We start from the raw sequence: 15,202 nt of genomic DNA, 5'->3' as shown, positions 1-15,202 counted from the left end.
GGCTCAGCGCTTCAGCAGCGGGGCCAGCTTCTGGGCGATCATCATGTCGCCCGCGATCTTCAGCTTGCCCTGCATGAAGGCCATCATCGGATCCAGCTTGCCTTCCGACAGCGCGATGAAGTCGTCCCAGGTGATCGACACGGTCGCGTCGGCCGGCTTGTCCTCGTTGGTCACCGTGTTCGGGACCGAGGCGCCGTCGATGAAGATCTTGCCTGTGTCGCCCAGATCGATTTTCACGGTCTTGCCCAGACCCGAGTTGTCGCCGACGGCGCCGCGGATGTGTTCGGTGACTTGAGCCAGATCGGCCATGAGCGTCTCTCCCAGAGATCGGTTTGAACTATCGACCTAGACCGCGCGCGAAGCGCTGCCAAGATCACGTGGGGTCAAGTTCCCGTGGCGTGACGCCGCTCAGTAGAAGGCGGAATCCGCCGACAGACGGGCGCCGGACGGAACCTCGCGCCAGCCTTCGGCCTGCATGCGCTCGATCCGCTCGCGTCGGGCGGCGCGTTCCGCCTCGAAATCGCGACGGGGACCATCGAAGCCGTAGGGGTTGCGCGGCGCGTCGCGAGGTTCGGATTCCGCGCGCTGTTCATAGGAGCGCGGCCCGTCGTCCTCCCGTCGATCCCGCCAGCGCGAGGAGCGAGGTGCCGGCTCGTAATCGGGTTCGACCCAGGCGTCGGAGAAATCCTCACGGTAGGTCTCGTCATTCTCGACCACCGCAACCGGAATAGCTTCCGGCCTGAAGCCGTCGGACAGATCACCGACCTCCATCCGGCCACCCGGCTCGACGACGGGCTCTACGGGTTCAACCAGACTGATCTGCATGGCGCTTTCCGGATCGATCGGATCGACGCCGGGCAAAGGGACGCGCTGAACGACCATCAGTCCCGCAGCCACAATCACCACAGCGCCCGTACCGGCCGCGATCGTCCATGGTGGGACGCGCCGCACCCAGGCAAAGTGGCGTTTCAAGTCCGACTCCGGCATGGCGGGCTCCTTCCCGGTCCATCAAGACCCGGCCGGCGCTTTGGTTCAACACAAACCGGCGGTCAGTCGCCCGCGGCCTCCCAGGCCGTCTTCAGTGACTTGCGAATGGCTCGGCCATCCAGCGCGGCCGAGACCTCGGAGATCGTATACTCCGTCTCCAGCGCACGCCTCAGCCCCATCAACGTATGGTATCGCCCCGTGCGCGCCAGCTCATACGCGCGTTCAGTCACCGACATCCGACCCATAGCCTCCAGCCTGCGGGGCGAGCCCGCTCGTTCGTCGGCGTGTGAATGTGCGGGAGCGCGCGCCGTTCCTATGTCGGAAACCGGACAGGCGGCATGGCCTGTACTGGGGAAGGTCTGGCGGAGACGGAGGGATTCGAACCCTCGGTACCCCTTACAGGGTACGACGATTTAGCAAACCGTTGCCTTCAGCCACTCGGCCACGTCTCCGGCAGGCGGCGTGCTTAGCGGAGCAGACGAGGTCGTGCAACGGGTCTTGCGCGCCTTGGGCGTGTTAACGCGACAGTGAGGCGCTCTGTGCATGCTGAAGTGGAACTATCAGCGGGCCCCATGACCGAAGCCGCCAGCCGCATCACTCGCGACGACGTCTCCGCCACGGGCGGTTCGGACGCCGCAGGCCTGTACGCCTGGGCCTCCGCAGCCGTCGCCGAACCGGTAGCCGACGGCGCAGCGCGGCGCGGCCCGTTCCGCCCGGATGTGTGGTTGAATGCCCGGCAACGGCACGCTTCCCGCCTCGCCGGCCACTATTTCCGTGCATTCGACGTTCTCGCCGTCGTGGCGATCTCGATGCTGTGCGCCTGGGCCGCCGCGCCGGGGCCGCTCCTGCACACGGAACTCTCGCGCATCGCTCCATTCGCTGTAGGCGCCTTTGTGGTACTCGCGCTGATGCGGTCGCTGGGCCGATACCGGTTTTCACGGGGACAGAGCACGACGAGGCATCTCGCGTCGGTCGCAGCGATCGTCGCGGTTGGCGCGATCACCGCACTCGGCGCCGGCGCCCTGATCGGCGGGGCGCAGACCCACTCGTCAGCGCTTCTCGTCTGGGCTGGCCTGACACTGATCACCCTGAACGCCCTGCATATGGGCTGGAGCGATCTGGTGTCGCGCTGGCGGGCGTCGGGAGCTCTGACGCCGAACATCGTGCTGGTGGGCGCGACGCGACATGCAGAGAAGCTGATCAAGGAGGCGCTGAAGCGCCGTGACCTGAATGTGCTGGGCATCTTCGACGACCGCCTCGCCCGCAGCCCGCGCGCCATCGAGGGCGTGCCGGTGCTGGGCACGGCGGATGACCTGCTGACCCACAAGATGACGCCCTATGTCGACAAGGTCGTGCTGGCCATCGACCCCAAGGCCGAGGCGCGTGTGAGGGAACTCAACGCCCGCCTGCGGACCCTTCCGAACGAAGTGACCCTGCTGGTGGAGCCGAACGGCGCCGAGGAGACAGCCAATGCGCTGGACCGGCTGGCGGCAGCGCCGCTGGCGGATGTGCAGGGTGTAGCCGATCCGGATCGCAGGGCCTTCAACAAGCGTCTGCAGGATCTGATCATCGGATTGATCGCCATGGCGCTTCTGGCGCCGGTGATGGCCCTGATTGCGCTCGCCGTGCGGCTGGATAGCCGCGGGCCGATCTTCTTCCGGCAGCGTCGCCATGGCTTCAATCAGGAAGAAATCGTCGTCTGGAAATTCCGCTCGATGCGGCAGGAGACCGCCGACGCGACCGCCAGCCGACAGGTCACGCATGATGATGATCGCGTCACAAAGGTCGGAAAATTCATCAGAAAGACGAGCCTGGACGAGCTTCCGCAGCTGTTGAACGTCATCACCGGCGAGATGTCGCTGGTCGGTCCCCGCCCCCACGCCATCGGGATGAGGACCGGCCACGTCGAATCCGCCCGACTGGTAGCCGAGTACGCGCACCGGCACCGGATCAAGCCGGGCATGACCGGCTGGGCGGCCGTGAATGGTTCGCGCGGGCCGCTGCATACGGCGCAGGACGTGCGTCGCCGGGTCCAGCTGGATATCGACTATGTCGAGCGCCAGAGCCTGTGGATGGATCTGTGGATCATGACCATCACCATTCCCGTCCTGCTCGGCGACCGAGCGGCGATCCGGTGAACTGATGTTCTGGAAGGGTGTCTGGGGCTACCTCCCCGCCAACATCGTGCAGGGGGTGGTCGGCTTTCTGACCATCGTGCTGTTCACCCGCCTGCTGACGCCGGAGGATTTCGGGCGGTACGCGCTGGCATTCTCGGTCATGACCATGGCCCATGTGGCGGTCTTCAGCTGGCTGGAGGCCGCAATGGCGCGGTTCTGGGCGGCCGAGACGCCGGGGCCGGGCATGGCCGGGCATTTCGCCAGCCTGTACCGGGCGGCGTTTGGGCTGAGCGGACTGTTCCTTGTCGTGGCGGCTGTGGCGCTGTGGCTGTGGCCGGCGGATCCACTGTTCAAGATCGCGCTGGCGGCCGGTCTGGCCGGGGCTCCGGCAAGGTGCATCCTGAAGCTGGGACAGGAGCGGTTCCGGGCGGCAGGCGAGGTGGGCAAGGCCGCCGGCCTGGATATGGCCGTGGCCATCGGCGGACTGGCGATCGGCGTGGGTTGCGCCCTGCTGGGGCTGGGCGGTGCGGCGCCTCTGCTGGGACTGGGGCTGGCCCCGCTGGCGGCCCTGCCCTTCGTCCTGCCGGGCGAGCTGAAACAGGCGGGCGGCGCGAGGCTGGAGCCGGCGCGGGTGCGGACCTATGCGGCCTATGGCTATCCGATCGCGGTATCGCTGGCCCTGACGGTGATCCTGTCGTCGACGGACCGGTTCCTGCTGGCCGCGTTCATGGACGAGGCGGCGGTGGGCGCCTATCACGCGGGCTATTCCATCGCGAACCGGACGCTGGATGTCCTGTTCCTGTGGCTGGGATCGGCCGGGCAGCCGGCGCTGGTGATGGCGCTGGAGCGTGGGGGCGCGGATCGGCTGAAGGCGGCGGCGCGGGAGCAGCTGTCGACCTTCCTGCTGATCGGCCTGCCGGCGGCAGCGGGCGTGGCGCTGGTCGCCCAACCTCTGGCCGAGGTGCTGATCGGCGAGGATCTGAGGGTCGCGGCGGCCACGATCACGCCATGGATCGCCTTGTCCGCCCTGCTGTACGGCCTGACGGCCTATTATTTCGGACAGGCCTTCACGCTTGGTCGCAAGACGAAGCTGCTGCTGGTGGCCATGTCGATCCCGGCCGGGGCGAACGTGGTGCTGAACTTCATCCTCGTCCCGCGCTACGGCGTGCTGGGCGCGGCATGGGCGACGGCGATCAGCTTCGGGTTGGGCCTGATTGCGACCATGCTGATCGGCCGCAAGGTCCTGCCGCTGCCGGTGCCGTGGGAGGCGCTGGTCCGGTGCCTGATCGCGACGGCGGTCATGGCGGCCGTGGTCTACAGCCTGCCGCCCCTCGGCGGCTTCCTGGAGCTGATGCTGGACGCGACGGTCGGCGGGATCGTCTATGCCGCCGTGGCCCTGACGATCAATGCAGCCGAGGTACGGGACGTGGCCATGAACCTGTTGGCCAAAGTCCGCGAGCGGAGGGCCGCAGCATGAGCGCCGTCATCGTCGAGAACGCCGCTTGGGCCAAGGCGACACCGATCCTGTCGGTGCTGATGCCCTTCCTCCGTGACGATCCGGAGGACCTGCTGAAGCGTCTGGACGCCGAGGTCCCTGCACTGGGCGGCGCCGTCGAGATCGTGGTGCTGGATGACGGAACACAGGATGCGACCCTGACCGAACGGCTGACCCGCCGGGTACAGGCCATGGCCCTGCCTGTCCGGCTGATCACCCTGCCGACCAATGAGGGCCGCTCGGGCGGACGAAACCGGTTGTCGACCGCCGCGCGGGGGCAGAGCCTGCTGTTCCTCGACAGCGACATGCTTCCGGACACCGACCGCTTCCTGAAGACCTGGGCAGATCTGGCGGCGAACGAGAACCCGGCCGTCGCCTTTGGCGGCTTCTCGTTGCTGCAGGCTCCAGCGGATGCACGCTTCGCGGTGCACCGGGCCATGGCGGCGAAGTCGGACTGCGTGCCGCATGACGAGCGGGCGAAGCAGCCCGAGAAATACGTCTTCACCTCCAACCTGCTGGTCCGCCGCGACGTGTTCGAGGCCGAAGCCTTTGACGCCGGCTTCACCGGCTGGGGCTGGGAGGATGTGGAGTGGGCGATCCGCGTCTCGCAGCGCTTCCCCATCACCCATGTCGACAACGCCGCCACCCACCTGGGCCTCGACACGGTCGAGACGCTGGCGCGCAAATACGAGCAGGCGGCGCCGAACTTCGCCCGGATGGCGGCGCGGCACCCCCAGATCGTGGCCGCTTACCCCAGCTATCGCGCGGCGCGGAAGTTGAAGGCCGTGCCCGGCCTGCCCCTGTGGCGCAGTCTCGCGCGCAAGGCGGCGGGGACCGAGGCCCTGCCCGTCGCCGCCCGCGCCTTTTCCCTGCGCCTGTATCGCACCATGCTGTACGCGGACGCCGTCTGATGGGGGACGTGGCCATCCTGATGCCGACACTGCGCCGGCCGGACAGTCTGGAGCGCGCCCTGCGTTCGCTGTTCGCGCAAGAAGGCGTGTCGGATCGCGTCGAAAGCATCGTTGTGGTCGACAATGACCCGGCGGCGTCTGCCCGCGACCGCGTGGAAAGCCTGAGGCCTGCCTGTCCCTGGCCGCTGATCTATGTCAGCGAGCCGACCCCCGGCGTGGCGCGGGCGCGTAATGCCGGTCTGGCGGCCACGGACGCGCCACTGATCGCCTTCCTCGACGATGACGAGGCCGCGTCGCCGGGATGGCTGGCGGCCCTGCTGGCGGCGCAGGTCGAAACCGGCGCGGACGCCGTGTTCGGCCCGATCGCCGGGCGGGCGCCAGGGGCCGCCGAGTGGCTGAAGCCCTATCTGGAGCGGTTCTTCGGCCGCGAGGGGCCGGCGCATACGGGCGTCGTCGAGGCGCCGTGGGGCTGCGGCAACTCCCTGCTGGTACGGGCGACCGCCCTGCCCGGCGCAACGCCGTTCAACACGTCGGCCGATCAGACGGGCGGCGAGGACGACCTGCTGTTCTCCGGCCTCAAGGCGCGCGGCGGGACCTTCGGCTGGGCCGCGAACGCGTGGGTCGAGGAGTTCGCCCCGCCCCACCGCGCCACCCTGAACTACACCCTCGCCCGGGCCTTCGCCTACGGTCAGGGACCGAGCCAGACGGCGGCGCACGAGCGGAACTGGGCAGGCGTCTTGCGTTGGATGATCATCGGTGCGGGTCAGACGGTCGTGTTCGGCGCGATCTCGCTATGCCTGACCGCCGTCGGCAGCCCGAAGCGCGCAGAGCTCTACGATCGCACCGCACGAGGACTCGGAAAGTTGTTCTGGATAAAGGGTTTCGAGCCGCATTTCTATGGCGCACGCGAAGTGGCCCGGCTGGACGCACTGGCGGCGCCGCGCCCCTGACGTCGCCAATCTGTCGGGATTTTCACTGGCGAAACGCGACGGAAGCGCGCTTGATCAGGTCGCACATCAGGATTGCGCGATGACCAGAGCCCCCAAGAAGAGCGAGACGCTCGAGATCCGCCTGCCCTACCAGACCAAGACCGCCTTCATGGCGCGTTGTCGGGATGAGGGCCGCACGGCGAGCGACGCCGTCCGAGGCTACATCGAGAGCGAGGTCGGCGGACGCCCGGTGCGGTCGCGATCCCGCATCTGGATCGCCATGGCGGCTGCTCTCGGGCTGGCCATTGGCGCAGCCGCCGCGCCCTCGCTGGCGCAGACGACGTCGGACCAAGCCGCGTTCGGCAAGCTGGATCGCAACGGCGACGGTGTGCTTAGCTACGAAGAGTTCAGCGCCCGCTAGTCGATCGGCAGGAAGAAGCGGCCCGGCTGGACGTCGAACCAGGTCCAGGGTTTGAAGAGGCCCGCGCCGGGATTCCACGAGGCGACGACGATCTCTGCTCGACCGACGATGTTCTCCGCCGGCAGCAGTCCCACCCCGGTCTCCGCCGGCCAGCGGCTGTCCAGCGAGTTGTCGCGGTTGTCGCCCATGACGAAATACTGGCCCTCGGGCACGACGAAGACGCCGGTATCGTCGCCCTCTCCGCCCTGGAAGGCGTCGTAGGTGACGTAGCTGTGCGCGCCTTGCGTCTCGCGATAGCGGCGGACGGCCAATTCGGGCTGGTCGTGATCGACGGTCAGGCCCAGCGGCTGGCGAGCCAGTGCCGCGTCGTTCACATAGACCACGCCCCCGCGCATCTGCACCCGGTCACCTGGCAGTCCGATGATGCGCTTGATCCAGGTCGCCTGCGGATCGCGCGGCAGGCGGAAGACGACGACGTCGCCCCGTTCTGCAGTCTTTCCGAACAGCCGACCGCCGGGCAGCGGCGGGTTCAGCGGCAGCGAGGCGCGGCTCCAGCCATAGGCGAATTTGGACACCACCAGATAGTCGCCAATGACCAGACCCGGCTCCATCGATGAAGACGGGATGGTGAAGGGCTGGAACAGCACAGTCTGGATCGCCACGGCGGCGGCAAGACCCGCGCCCACGGTGCGCAGGATATCCAGGGTCTCGGAAACGGCGCCGCGGGAACGGCGGGAACGTGAGGTCACGGCGGGTCGATCTGCGAGGGTATCGGTCATGCCGTCAGGAAACCCGGACAGCGTCGAGAGGCAATCAGGAAGCTGTCCGGACGGGCTCGAAAGCTTGTCCGGACAACGGGAGGTCTACTGCGCGGCGGCCACCGTCGCTTCCAATTCCGCCTTCAGCACATTCATCTCGGCGCCGATGGCGTTGATCCGGGCAAGACACTGGCCTTGGGTGATGGTCGCGGCTTCGGGCGAGGCCTTGCCGGCATCATAGGTCGCCATGAGCGATTGAAGGACCACCTGCGAGTCCGGATCGTTCTCGTCCGCCAGTCCCGCCCGCAGCTGCTCGCCCACCTCGGGTGGCAGGACCCGTTCACAGGTCCCAAGCGTGGCGAACATGCGGTTCACCAGCGCCATGACCTCCTCGGTCTGAGCCGTCAGTGAATCGGTCGCCTGCGGCGCGGCGGCCGACGCCGTCTGGACCATCAGTGCGCTGGTCAGCGCGAGCGTCAGGGAGAGCATGAGTACTCCAAAAAGTGATCGAGGCACGCACCCCTCGCCTCGCTAGAAACGGCACGTCTCCACTCGCCTAGAGTACCGTCGACTAGCCAGCAATCTCAAATACTTACCATATCGCATTTGTCGCAACTCGCGCGGTGCGGGCAACGCAGTTTCGACCATCGGCGCCCCAATCCTTTGTGCGCAGGCGTTCAGGCCGGAACCATCTGCCAGACCATGCGTCCAGAGCATTACCCCTTAACAACCGAAGAGCGATCAACCATAAGTCGCCACCATGCATCGGGCGTTGATTCCAGCCGTCGCCTTTGCCGCGCTTCTCGTCGCGTCCGAAGCGCATGCCCAGATCACGGTCTCGCCCCAGACGTCGCCAGCCCTCGGCACGACGGTTCGCGGGTCCAGTGCGACCACCTTCTCGATCTCGACCTCCGGGACGGTGACCCGGCTCAGCGGCAATGCGATCCGACTGTCGACGTCGTCCGTGACTGCGCCGACCATCTCTATCAGCTGCGGGCTGCTGAACCTTGGAGGTCTCTGCGCCCTGCGTCCGATGCGCGTCACCATTACCTCGGCGGCGACGGCGCCGATGAGCATCACGACGTTCCGGGTCGCCAACCTAAGCGGCACAACCTGGCGCACGGGGTCCGCCCCCGCCGAGGCCTCGGTTCTGGTGTTCGAACTCAACGCCATGGGTCTGATTTCGACCGTCAGCTTCACCCTTGGCATGGATGTGGTGTTGGCTGCCGGCGCGGCTTCGGGAGGGCAAACCTTCCCGTACACGGTGACGGTGCAGTTGCTCTAGCGAGCGTGGCGCAAGCCTCCTCCTCCCCCGCCCGGACCCATCGTTACGGCCGAGGCGAGCAACGTGTGGTCTGCCGGCGTGAGAGACAGACGGGCTCCAGCCGCCCGGTGCGCGTCTGCACGCGCGTCGGCGTCGACAACCACAATTGCGAGGCGTCGCTTCGCTGGCGGGAAAACGTCGTCGATTCGCGTGCCACGCCTGAATGTCAGACCGATCCGATGTCCCCCTGCCCGGCTCGGTAGGGATTGTCGAGCTGGAGTTTCGAATGCGGTTCCTCGCCAGCCTTTTCATCATCCCCACCCTGACCGCCTGTGCATCCACTCCGCCGACGCCGGACTCGGCGCGCGTGGCGCTCGAGGAGCGGGCGCAGGCCTGCCACGCGGCAGGAGGCACCCTCATGCCCATCATGGAAGGCGGTCGACCGGGATATATCCGCCCCACCAACGGGATGGCCTGCCGCGCCCCTAGAGGCATGGCCCCGCTGTCGTAGGCAGACGGTTCGGTCGCTGGCGGATCCCTCGCGGAATCAACCCACCACAGTTTCCGATCACGCCGGGAGAGCAAGGTCCCTTGGCGCGCCCTGCAGGATTCGAACCTGCGACCGTCCGCTTAGAAGGCGGATGCTCTATCCATCTGAGCTAAGGGCGCCCGGGGCTGCAGGCGGCCGGAGGAGCGCTCAGTGCGTCCAGGGCTGCTTGCGGAAGGTGGCGAAGTTGTCGGCGTAGGCCTTGATGATCACCGGCGGCTCCTGCGGCTCGTGCAGGCGGAAGGCGATGCCGTGGCGCTCGGCGTAGGCGATGGCCTCTTCCATGGTGTCGAAGGTCAGGCGGACCTGGCCGTTCATGTCCGACGAGGAAGTCCAGCCCATCAGGGGGTCGATGGTTCGGGCCGAGGCCGGCTCGAACTCCAGCCGCCAGTCTCTCGACTTGGCCTTGCCGGATTGCATCGCGGTCTTGGCGGGGCGGTAGATGCGGGCGATGGCCATCGGAACCTCGTTGTCGGCCCTGCCGGTATAGCGGCTGGGAGGGCCTTCGCAACCCGACCGGTCCAAGGCCGCGTCGGGAGAAACTCTGGTCGGGGCGAGAGGATTCGAACCTCCGACCCTCTGCTCCCAAAACAGATGCGCTACCAGGCTGCGCCACACCCCGATCCAGAGCGGCGCGTCTTGCCACGCGTCGCCCTGCACCGCAATCGCCTTGAGCGTTTATTCGGCGAAGAAGGGATGGCGAATGACGTCGCCGGGCTTTGCGCCGATCTCGTCGGCGCGGCCGCCGCGCAGTTCCAGCACGCCCATCGCCGGACCGTTCGAGGGAATTACCTCGTCCGAGTTCGGGGTGGCGTTCTTCGCGATGGAGACGATCCGGCCGCGTGGGTCGATGTAGATGATGTCCAGCGGGCTGGGCGTGTTGTGCATCCAGAAGCCGCGCTCGGCGACGTCGGGGAACTGGAACAGCATGCCGCGATCATCGGCCAGCGGCGGGCGCCCCATCAGGCCGCGCTGGCGTTCGGCCTCATCGTCGGCAATCTCGACCATGAAGCGGTGAGTGCCGGTTGAGGTGGTGACCGTCAGGGCCTCGAGCGGATTGCCCTGGGCATCCTTCGGCGTGCCCGCGCCGGCGCAGCCCGCGACAAGGGTCAGGGCCGCAATGGCAGCCAGAAGTCCACGACGATCAAACATGCGCATCCGCCCTAGCTGGGGCGACGCGTCAGCCGCCCGGTCTGATTTCGGCGACCACCAGCCCCTTCGGACCATCGGCGAATCGCACCGAGACAGTCTCGCCCGGCAGGAGATCATCCAGCCCGCAGCGCCGCAGCGTCTCGACGTGGACGAAGATATCGCCTGACTGACCGTCGCGCACCACGAAACCGTAGCCCTTGGTGCGGTTGAACCATTTGACGATGGCCGGCTCCAGCAGACCGCTGGCGTCGTCCGCATCGGGAATGGCATGTCCGTTGGCTGCGGGACGTCGGACCGGCGCCGCCAGTGCGGGATCGCCCTCGCCGAGATCGTGAACCAGGACCACCTGCCAGCCCTTGGGGCGACGCACGCAGTCGCAGTCGATCGGCGCGCCTTCCTGTGCCGTCTCGCGGCCGGTCTCGCGCAGGCTCGTGACGTGGAGCAACACGTCCTTCAGATCAGTCAGCGAAGGGTCGTCGGGAACGATGAAACCGTAACCCTTGCCCGGGTCAAACCACTTGATCCGCCCCGCGATACGCACCACAGTCGCCGCTTCAGCACCCTCGTAATCAGACACAACCTTCCCCCAGCCCGCACTTCCGGCGAACACGCTTTTTGCTTAACACGGTTCTGTGAATGCCTGTGAAGCAAAAACGGCCGTTTCTCAGGGTTGCAGCGAAATTTAGTTCAACCGTCAGAGGTCGGCGTCGTGTCCAGCAATTCCTCCACGCGACCAACAAGATCCGCCTGACGGTAGGGTTTTCCGATCAGCGGGTATCCGGACGATTTCTGATCGTGGGCCTGGTCGGACCATCCGGTGGTCAAAAGGACGGGCAGATCGGGTCTCAGCTGGCCCGCGCGCGACGCCAGTTCGAGGCCATCGATGCCTCCCGGCATGACGATGTCGGTGAACAGCAGGTCGCAGGGCTCTCCGGCCTCGATCGCGCCTAGCGCCTGATCGGCGGTCTCGAAGGCGATGACGGCGAACCCTGCGTCCTCCAGCATCTCCCGCCCCAGATCCAGCACTTCGGGATGGTCCTCGACCATGATCACGACGCGATCGGCAGCGGCTTGGGTCAAGGCGGTCCTCCGGTGCGCAGGGGCGCGCGAAGCCAAACGCGCAGGATGCGAAATCGCACCGCGGCGGTCGTTCAACGATGAGGGAGGAAAAGCCCCGCGTGGCAGTCCCTAGGGGAATCGAACCCCTCTTTTCAGGTTGAAAACCTGACGTCCTAACCGATAGACGAAGGGACCGCTGCGCGGGGAAGCGGCGATATAGCCGGGGCCTCCGAAGGCTGCAACGCCTTTTTTCGAGAATTTTGAAACCAGCGTTACGGTTAAGCCATGCGCGGGTCGGCGACGTCCTCGAGCTCAAGCTGGACACCGTGGCGGCCGTTCCAGTCGTCGGCCTTCAGACGCCCGGCGACGCTGAGCCCGCCCTGCCCGGACAGCAGCATCTGGCCGGTCGGAAGGTCGGCGCAGCGCCACATGATGGCCTTCACCGAAGCCCCGTCGGCCCCGACCAGACGGCAGCGGACATGGCCGCCGTTCATGGCGACGGGCTCGCGCACCCCGACATGCTCCATGGCGAACAGGGGCTCGGGATTCGCCGGGCCGAAGGGCGCCAGGGCCTCGAACTGGTCGAACAGGGCGCGGGTGGCGGCGCGGGGCTCGATCAGGGCGTCGATCTCGACGGCGTCCATGGCCTCGGCGTGAGCCTGCTCGCCGGACAGGCGGTCGTTCAGGAAGTCGCGCAAGCGTGTGATGCCGTCGGCGCGTACGGTCAGGCCGGCGGCCATGGCGTGGCCGCCGCCGGCGATCAGAACGCCCTCCTCCCACGCGGCCTGAACCGCGCGACCGAGGTTCATGCCGGGCTGGGAGCGGCCGGAGCCCTTGCCGAGGCCGTTCATGGCGTCGACGCCGATGACGATGACCGGCTTGCGCCAGCGCTCGCGCAGGCGGCCGGCGACGATGCCGACCACGCCCGGGTGCCAGTCCTCGCCCTCGACCACGACGACAGCCGAGCCGTCATCGTGGGCGCCGGTGCTCTCCACACGGCGGATGGCCTCGTCGGTGACCTGACGCTCGACCTCGCGGCGAGCGACGTTCAGTTCGTTCAGTTCGGCGGCCAGCGCGCGCGCCTCGGCCGGGTCATCGGTGGACAGCAGGCGGGCGCCGAGGTCCGACTTGCCGATGCGGCCGCCAGCATTGATGCGGGGGCCGAGGATAAACCCGGCGTGGTTGACCTTCGCCGGACCAGGCTCGCTGCCAGCAGCCTCCAGCAGGGCCAGCAGGCCGGGGTTGCCCCAGTCGGACATGACTCTGAGGCCCAGACTGGTCAGGGCGCGATTGAAGCCGGTCAGGCCGGTGACATCGCAGATCGCGCCCATGGCGGCCAGATCCAGCCACTGACGGATATCCGGCTGGTCCCGCCCCTCGAATAGCCCCCTGCCCCGCGCCTCGCGGTTCAGGGCGGCCAGAAGCACGAAGACTACACCGGCGGCGGCGAGATTGCCCTGCCCCGAGTTGCAGCCCGGCCGGTTCGGATTGACCACGGCCAGACAGGCGGGCGGCTGCTCGCGCATCAGGTGGTGGTCGATCACGACGACGTTCAGGCCGATCGCGGCGGCATGGGCCACCGCCTCATTGGCCGCCGCGCCGCAGTCGACGGTGACGACCAGGTCGGCGCCGGATGTCTTCAGAGTGTCGAAGGCCTTGGCGCTGGGGCCGTAGCCCTCGGTGATCCGGTCGGGGACGTAGATCGGCAGTTCGGCGCCCATGGCGCGGAACCAGCGCACCAGCAGGGCCGCGCTGGAGGCGCCGTCGACGTCGTAGTCGGCGAAGACGTGGATCGACTGCCCGGCCTGCAGAGCATCGACGATGGCCTTGGCGGCGGCGTCCATGTCGGTGAAGCTCGACGGGTCCGGGAACAGGGCCTTCAGCGTCGGCGACAGGAAGTCCGCGCCCTGGTCGGCGCGCACGCCGCGGGCCGCCAGCGCGCGCGCCAGCGGCTCGTCCAGGTCGAGGGCCTGCATGTGCGCACGGATCAGGCCCGCATCGGCGGGACGCTGACGCCAGACGCGGCCGGACAGCGAGCGGGAGACGCCCAGAAAAGCGGGCGCTGCGCCGCCGTCGGCCATCAGAACGGGCGCGTCGTGCGGATGCGCTGGACCGTCCGCGTCGAGGAATCCATCACCAGCGTATGGGTCGAGACGAAGCCGCCCTTGACCACAACGCCGTCCAGCATGGCGCCCTTGGTTACGCCGGTGGCGGCGAAGACGGCGTCCTTGGCGACCAGCTCGTGCAGGTCGTATTTGCGGTCGAAGTCGGTCACGCCGGTGCGGCGGGCGCGCTCGCGCTCGTCGTCGTTGCGGAAGACGAGACGGCCCTGGAAGTGACCGCCGACGCATTTCAGCGCCGCCGCCGCCAGCACGCCTTCCGGCGCGCCGCCTTGGCCCAGATACAGGTCGATGCCGGTTTCCGGCTCGGCGGTGTGGATCACGCCGGCCACGTCGCCGTCGGTGATCAGCAGCACCTTGGCGCCGACTCCACGCAGCGCCGCGATCAGGTCGGCGTGGCGCGGACGGTCCATCACGCAGACGGTGATGTCGCGCGGATCGACTCCCTTGGCCGAGGCCAGCGAGCGGACGTTCTCCTGCGGGCTCATGTCCAGATCGACGGTGCCCGGCGCGAAGCCCGGTCCGATGGCGATCTTGTCCATGTAGGTGTCCGGGGCGTGCAGCAGGCCGCCGCCTTCCGAAAGGGCCAGCACGCACAGGGCGTTGGCCATGGCCTTGGCCGTCAGGGTCGTGCCTTCGAGCGGGTCCAGGGCGATGTCGATGGCAGGGCCTTTGCCGGTGCCGACCTTCTCGCCGATGTAGAGCATCGGCGCCTCGTCGCGCTCGCCCTCGCCGATGACGATCTTGCCGTCGATATCCATGCCGTTCAGCGCCGTGCGCATGGCGTCCACGGCCAGCTGGTCGGCGGCCTTCTCGTCGCCCCGGCCGATGCCGGCGTAGGAGGCGATGGCGGCCAGCTCGGTCACCCGGGCGGCGTCTGCAGCCATCGTGGAGGCGTAGGGGGCCGAACCGGCCATGGGCATTCTCCTGAGCGAAGGATCCCCGGATTCTGTCGTCCGGGCGATAAGGATGGGGTCTAGCGCCGGTCGATCGGCGGCGGGGCGCGGCCGCGCTCGCGCGTCCGGCGGGTGAATTCCTCGATCTCGCGCAGGGTCTCGGCCGTCACCGGGGAAACCGGAACGGCGTTGACCCGGGCGCGGGTGTCCGCGGCATAGGCGGCCGGGTCGCCGGTCTGGTCCCACTGCAGGCGCGACACCTCGCCGGCCAGAGCCGCTCCGCTGACCTTCAGCGTATTGACCTGCACGGCGAACTGTTGCGCCGGGATCGGGGCCGAGGCGCGCGGGAAATCCTCCCAGCGCGGGTATTCGCGATTCGCATCCACCAGCGCCTGCACGCGCGGCGCGACCGGCGAGGTCGTGTCCGTGCGCGGGTTGAAGGCGTTGGCGCAGCCCCCCAGACCGGAAATCCCGGCTGCGGCGACAAGAAGCGCAGCAATTTTCGTGATCGGCGCGTTCATTTCACCGGCGGTCATATGCCATGAT

General features: G+C 67.8%; 19 protein-coding genes and 4 tRNA genes. 7 read left to right on the top strand and 16 right to left on the bottom strand.

What is annotated here, in order from left to right:
* Positions 1-3 precede the first annotated feature (3 nt).
* The 4 genes from ABDZ95_RS09615 to ABDZ95_RS09600 all read right to left on the bottom strand — a co-directional run bounded on the left by ABDZ95_RS09615 (position 4) and on the right by ABDZ95_RS09600 (position 1,439).
* On the bottom strand, positions 4-309 hold the full coding sequence (locus tag ABDZ95_RS09615; RefSeq protein ID WP_343793111.1) for an SCP2 sterol-binding domain-containing protein: 306 nt from the start codon (positions 307-309) through the stop codon (positions 4-6).
* Between the two features lie 99 nt (positions 310-408).
* Positions 409-972, bottom strand: coding sequence for a hypothetical protein (locus tag ABDZ95_RS09610; RefSeq protein WP_343793109.1), 564 nt, complete (start codon positions 970-972; stop codon positions 409-411).
* A 77-nt stretch (positions 973-1,049) separates the two neighbouring features.
* Complete coding sequence (locus ABDZ95_RS09605) at positions 1,050-1,217, bottom strand: hypothetical protein (RefSeq protein ID WP_343793107.1); 168 nt, start codon at positions 1,215-1,217, stop codon at positions 1,050-1,052.
* A 130-nt stretch (positions 1,218-1,347) separates the two neighbouring features.
* Positions 1,348-1,439, bottom strand: a tRNA-Ser gene (locus ABDZ95_RS09600).
* 120 nt (positions 1,440-1,559) lie between these two features.
* Between ABDZ95_RS09600 and ABDZ95_RS09595 the strand changes: the two genes are divergently transcribed.
* From ABDZ95_RS09595 to ABDZ95_RS09575, 5 genes are all read left to right on the top strand, one after another.
* A complete protein-coding gene (locus tag ABDZ95_RS09595; RefSeq protein WP_343793105.1) occupies positions 1,560-3,125 on the top strand; it encodes an exopolysaccharide biosynthesis polyprenyl glycosylphosphotransferase in 1,566 nt (521 codons plus the stop codon).
* A gap of 4 nt (positions 3,126-3,129) precedes the next feature.
* Entirely contained in the window at positions 3,130-4,581 is a 1,452-nt protein-coding gene (locus ABDZ95_RS09590; protein WP_343793103.1) for a lipopolysaccharide biosynthesis protein, read from the top strand.
* Complete coding sequence (locus ABDZ95_RS09585) at positions 4,578-5,510, top strand: glycosyltransferase family 2 protein (RefSeq protein ID WP_343793101.1); 933 nt, start codon at positions 4,578-4,580, stop codon at positions 5,508-5,510. Before ABDZ95_RS09590 ends, ABDZ95_RS09585 begins: the two co-directional genes overlap by 4 nt.
* Complete coding sequence (locus ABDZ95_RS09580; RefSeq protein WP_343793099.1) at positions 5,510-6,460, top strand: glycosyltransferase; 951 nt, start codon at positions 5,510-5,512, stop codon at positions 6,458-6,460. Before ABDZ95_RS09585 ends, ABDZ95_RS09580 begins: the two co-directional genes overlap by 1 nt.
* A 79-nt stretch (positions 6,461-6,539) precedes the next feature.
* Positions 6,540-6,860: an EF-hand domain-containing protein gene (locus tag ABDZ95_RS09575; protein ID WP_343793097.1), complete on the top strand. Its 321-nt coding sequence runs from the start codon at positions 6,540-6,542 to the stop codon at positions 6,858-6,860.
* Here the strand turns inward: ABDZ95_RS09575 and lepB are convergent.
* Positions 6,857-7,639 carry a signal peptidase I gene (lepB, locus tag ABDZ95_RS09570; RefSeq protein ID WP_425542984.1) on the bottom strand — a complete coding sequence of 261 codons (783 nt, stop codon included), beginning with the start codon at positions 7,637-7,639 and terminating at the stop codon, positions 6,857-6,859. The genes ABDZ95_RS09575 and lepB overlap by 4 nt on opposite strands.
* Positions 7,640-7,723: 84 nt before the next feature.
* The gene (locus tag ABDZ95_RS09565) at positions 7,724-8,107 is read right to left on the bottom strand and encodes a hypothetical protein (protein ID WP_343793093.1); all 384 of its coding nucleotides are present in this window, start codon (positions 8,105-8,107) and stop codon (positions 7,724-7,726) included.
* A 271-nt stretch (positions 8,108-8,378) separates the two neighbouring features.
* Between ABDZ95_RS09565 and ABDZ95_RS09560 the strand changes: the two genes are divergently transcribed.
* Together ABDZ95_RS09560 and ABDZ95_RS09555 are read left to right on the top strand one after the other, a co-directional pair.
* Positions 8,379-8,903 (top strand): hypothetical protein, encoded by a 525-nt coding sequence (locus ABDZ95_RS09560; protein ID WP_343793091.1) that lies wholly within the window; start codon positions 8,379-8,381, stop codon positions 8,901-8,903.
* 265 nt (positions 8,904-9,168) lie between these two features.
* The gene (locus ABDZ95_RS09555; protein WP_343793089.1) at positions 9,169-9,393 is read left to right on the top strand and encodes a hypothetical protein; all 225 of its coding nucleotides are present in this window, start codon (positions 9,169-9,171) and stop codon (positions 9,391-9,393) included.
* 81 nt (positions 9,394-9,474) lie between these two features.
* On the opposite strand, the gene ABDZ95_RS09550 is transcribed toward ABDZ95_RS09555, so the two are convergent.
* From ABDZ95_RS09550 to ABDZ95_RS09505, 10 genes are all read right to left on the bottom strand, one after another.
* Positions 9,475-9,551 (bottom strand) — tRNA-Arg (locus tag ABDZ95_RS09550).
* A gap of 28 nt (positions 9,552-9,579) precedes the next feature.
* Positions 9,580-9,888, bottom strand: coding sequence for an ETC complex I subunit (locus ABDZ95_RS09545; RefSeq protein ID WP_343793087.1), 309 nt, complete (start codon positions 9,886-9,888; stop codon positions 9,580-9,582).
* A gap of 86 nt (positions 9,889-9,974) precedes the next feature.
* Positions 9,975-10,051 (bottom strand) — tRNA-Pro (locus ABDZ95_RS09540).
* Positions 10,052-10,107: 56 nt separating this feature from the next.
* Entirely contained in the window at positions 10,108-10,581 is a 474-nt protein-coding gene (locus ABDZ95_RS09535; protein ID WP_343793085.1) for a DUF192 domain-containing protein, read from the bottom strand.
* A 28-nt stretch (positions 10,582-10,609) separates the two neighbouring features.
* The gene (locus ABDZ95_RS09530) at positions 10,610-11,158 is read right to left on the bottom strand and encodes a cold-shock protein (protein WP_343793083.1); all 549 of its coding nucleotides are present in this window, start codon (positions 11,156-11,158) and stop codon (positions 10,610-10,612) included.
* Positions 11,159-11,268: 110 nt separating this feature from the next.
* Complete coding sequence (locus ABDZ95_RS09525) at positions 11,269-11,661, bottom strand: response regulator (protein WP_343793081.1); 393 nt, start codon at positions 11,659-11,661, stop codon at positions 11,269-11,271.
* A gap of 99 nt (positions 11,662-11,760) precedes the next feature.
* Positions 11,761-11,835, bottom strand: a tRNA-Glu gene (locus ABDZ95_RS09520).
* 83 nt (positions 11,836-11,918) lie between these two features.
* Positions 11,919-13,721 carry a single-stranded-DNA-specific exonuclease RecJ gene (gene recJ, locus ABDZ95_RS09515; RefSeq protein WP_343793079.1) on the bottom strand — a complete coding sequence of 601 codons (1,803 nt, stop codon included), beginning with the start codon at positions 13,719-13,721 and terminating at the stop codon, positions 11,919-11,921.
* Positions 13,721-14,677 carry a class II fructose-bisphosphatase gene (gene glpX, locus ABDZ95_RS09510; RefSeq protein WP_343793077.1) on the bottom strand — a complete coding sequence of 319 codons (957 nt, stop codon included), beginning with the start codon at positions 14,675-14,677 and terminating at the stop codon, positions 13,721-13,723. Before glpX ends, recJ begins: the two co-directional genes overlap by 1 nt.
* Before the next feature lie 59 nt (positions 14,678-14,736).
* Positions 14,737-15,192, bottom strand: coding sequence for a hypothetical protein (locus tag ABDZ95_RS09505; RefSeq protein ID WP_343793075.1), 456 nt, complete (start codon positions 15,190-15,192; stop codon positions 14,737-14,739).
* Positions 15,193-15,202 lie beyond the last annotated feature (10 nt).

The organism is Brevundimonas kwangchunensis, assembly GCF_039523815.1.
In the GTDB taxonomy this organism is placed as follows: domain Bacteria; phylum Pseudomonadota; class Alphaproteobacteria; order Caulobacterales; family Caulobacteraceae; genus Brevundimonas; species Brevundimonas kwangchunensis.
The sequence above is the reverse complement of the archived record's forward strand: the minus strand, read 5'-3'. Positions and strand labels throughout refer to the sequence as shown.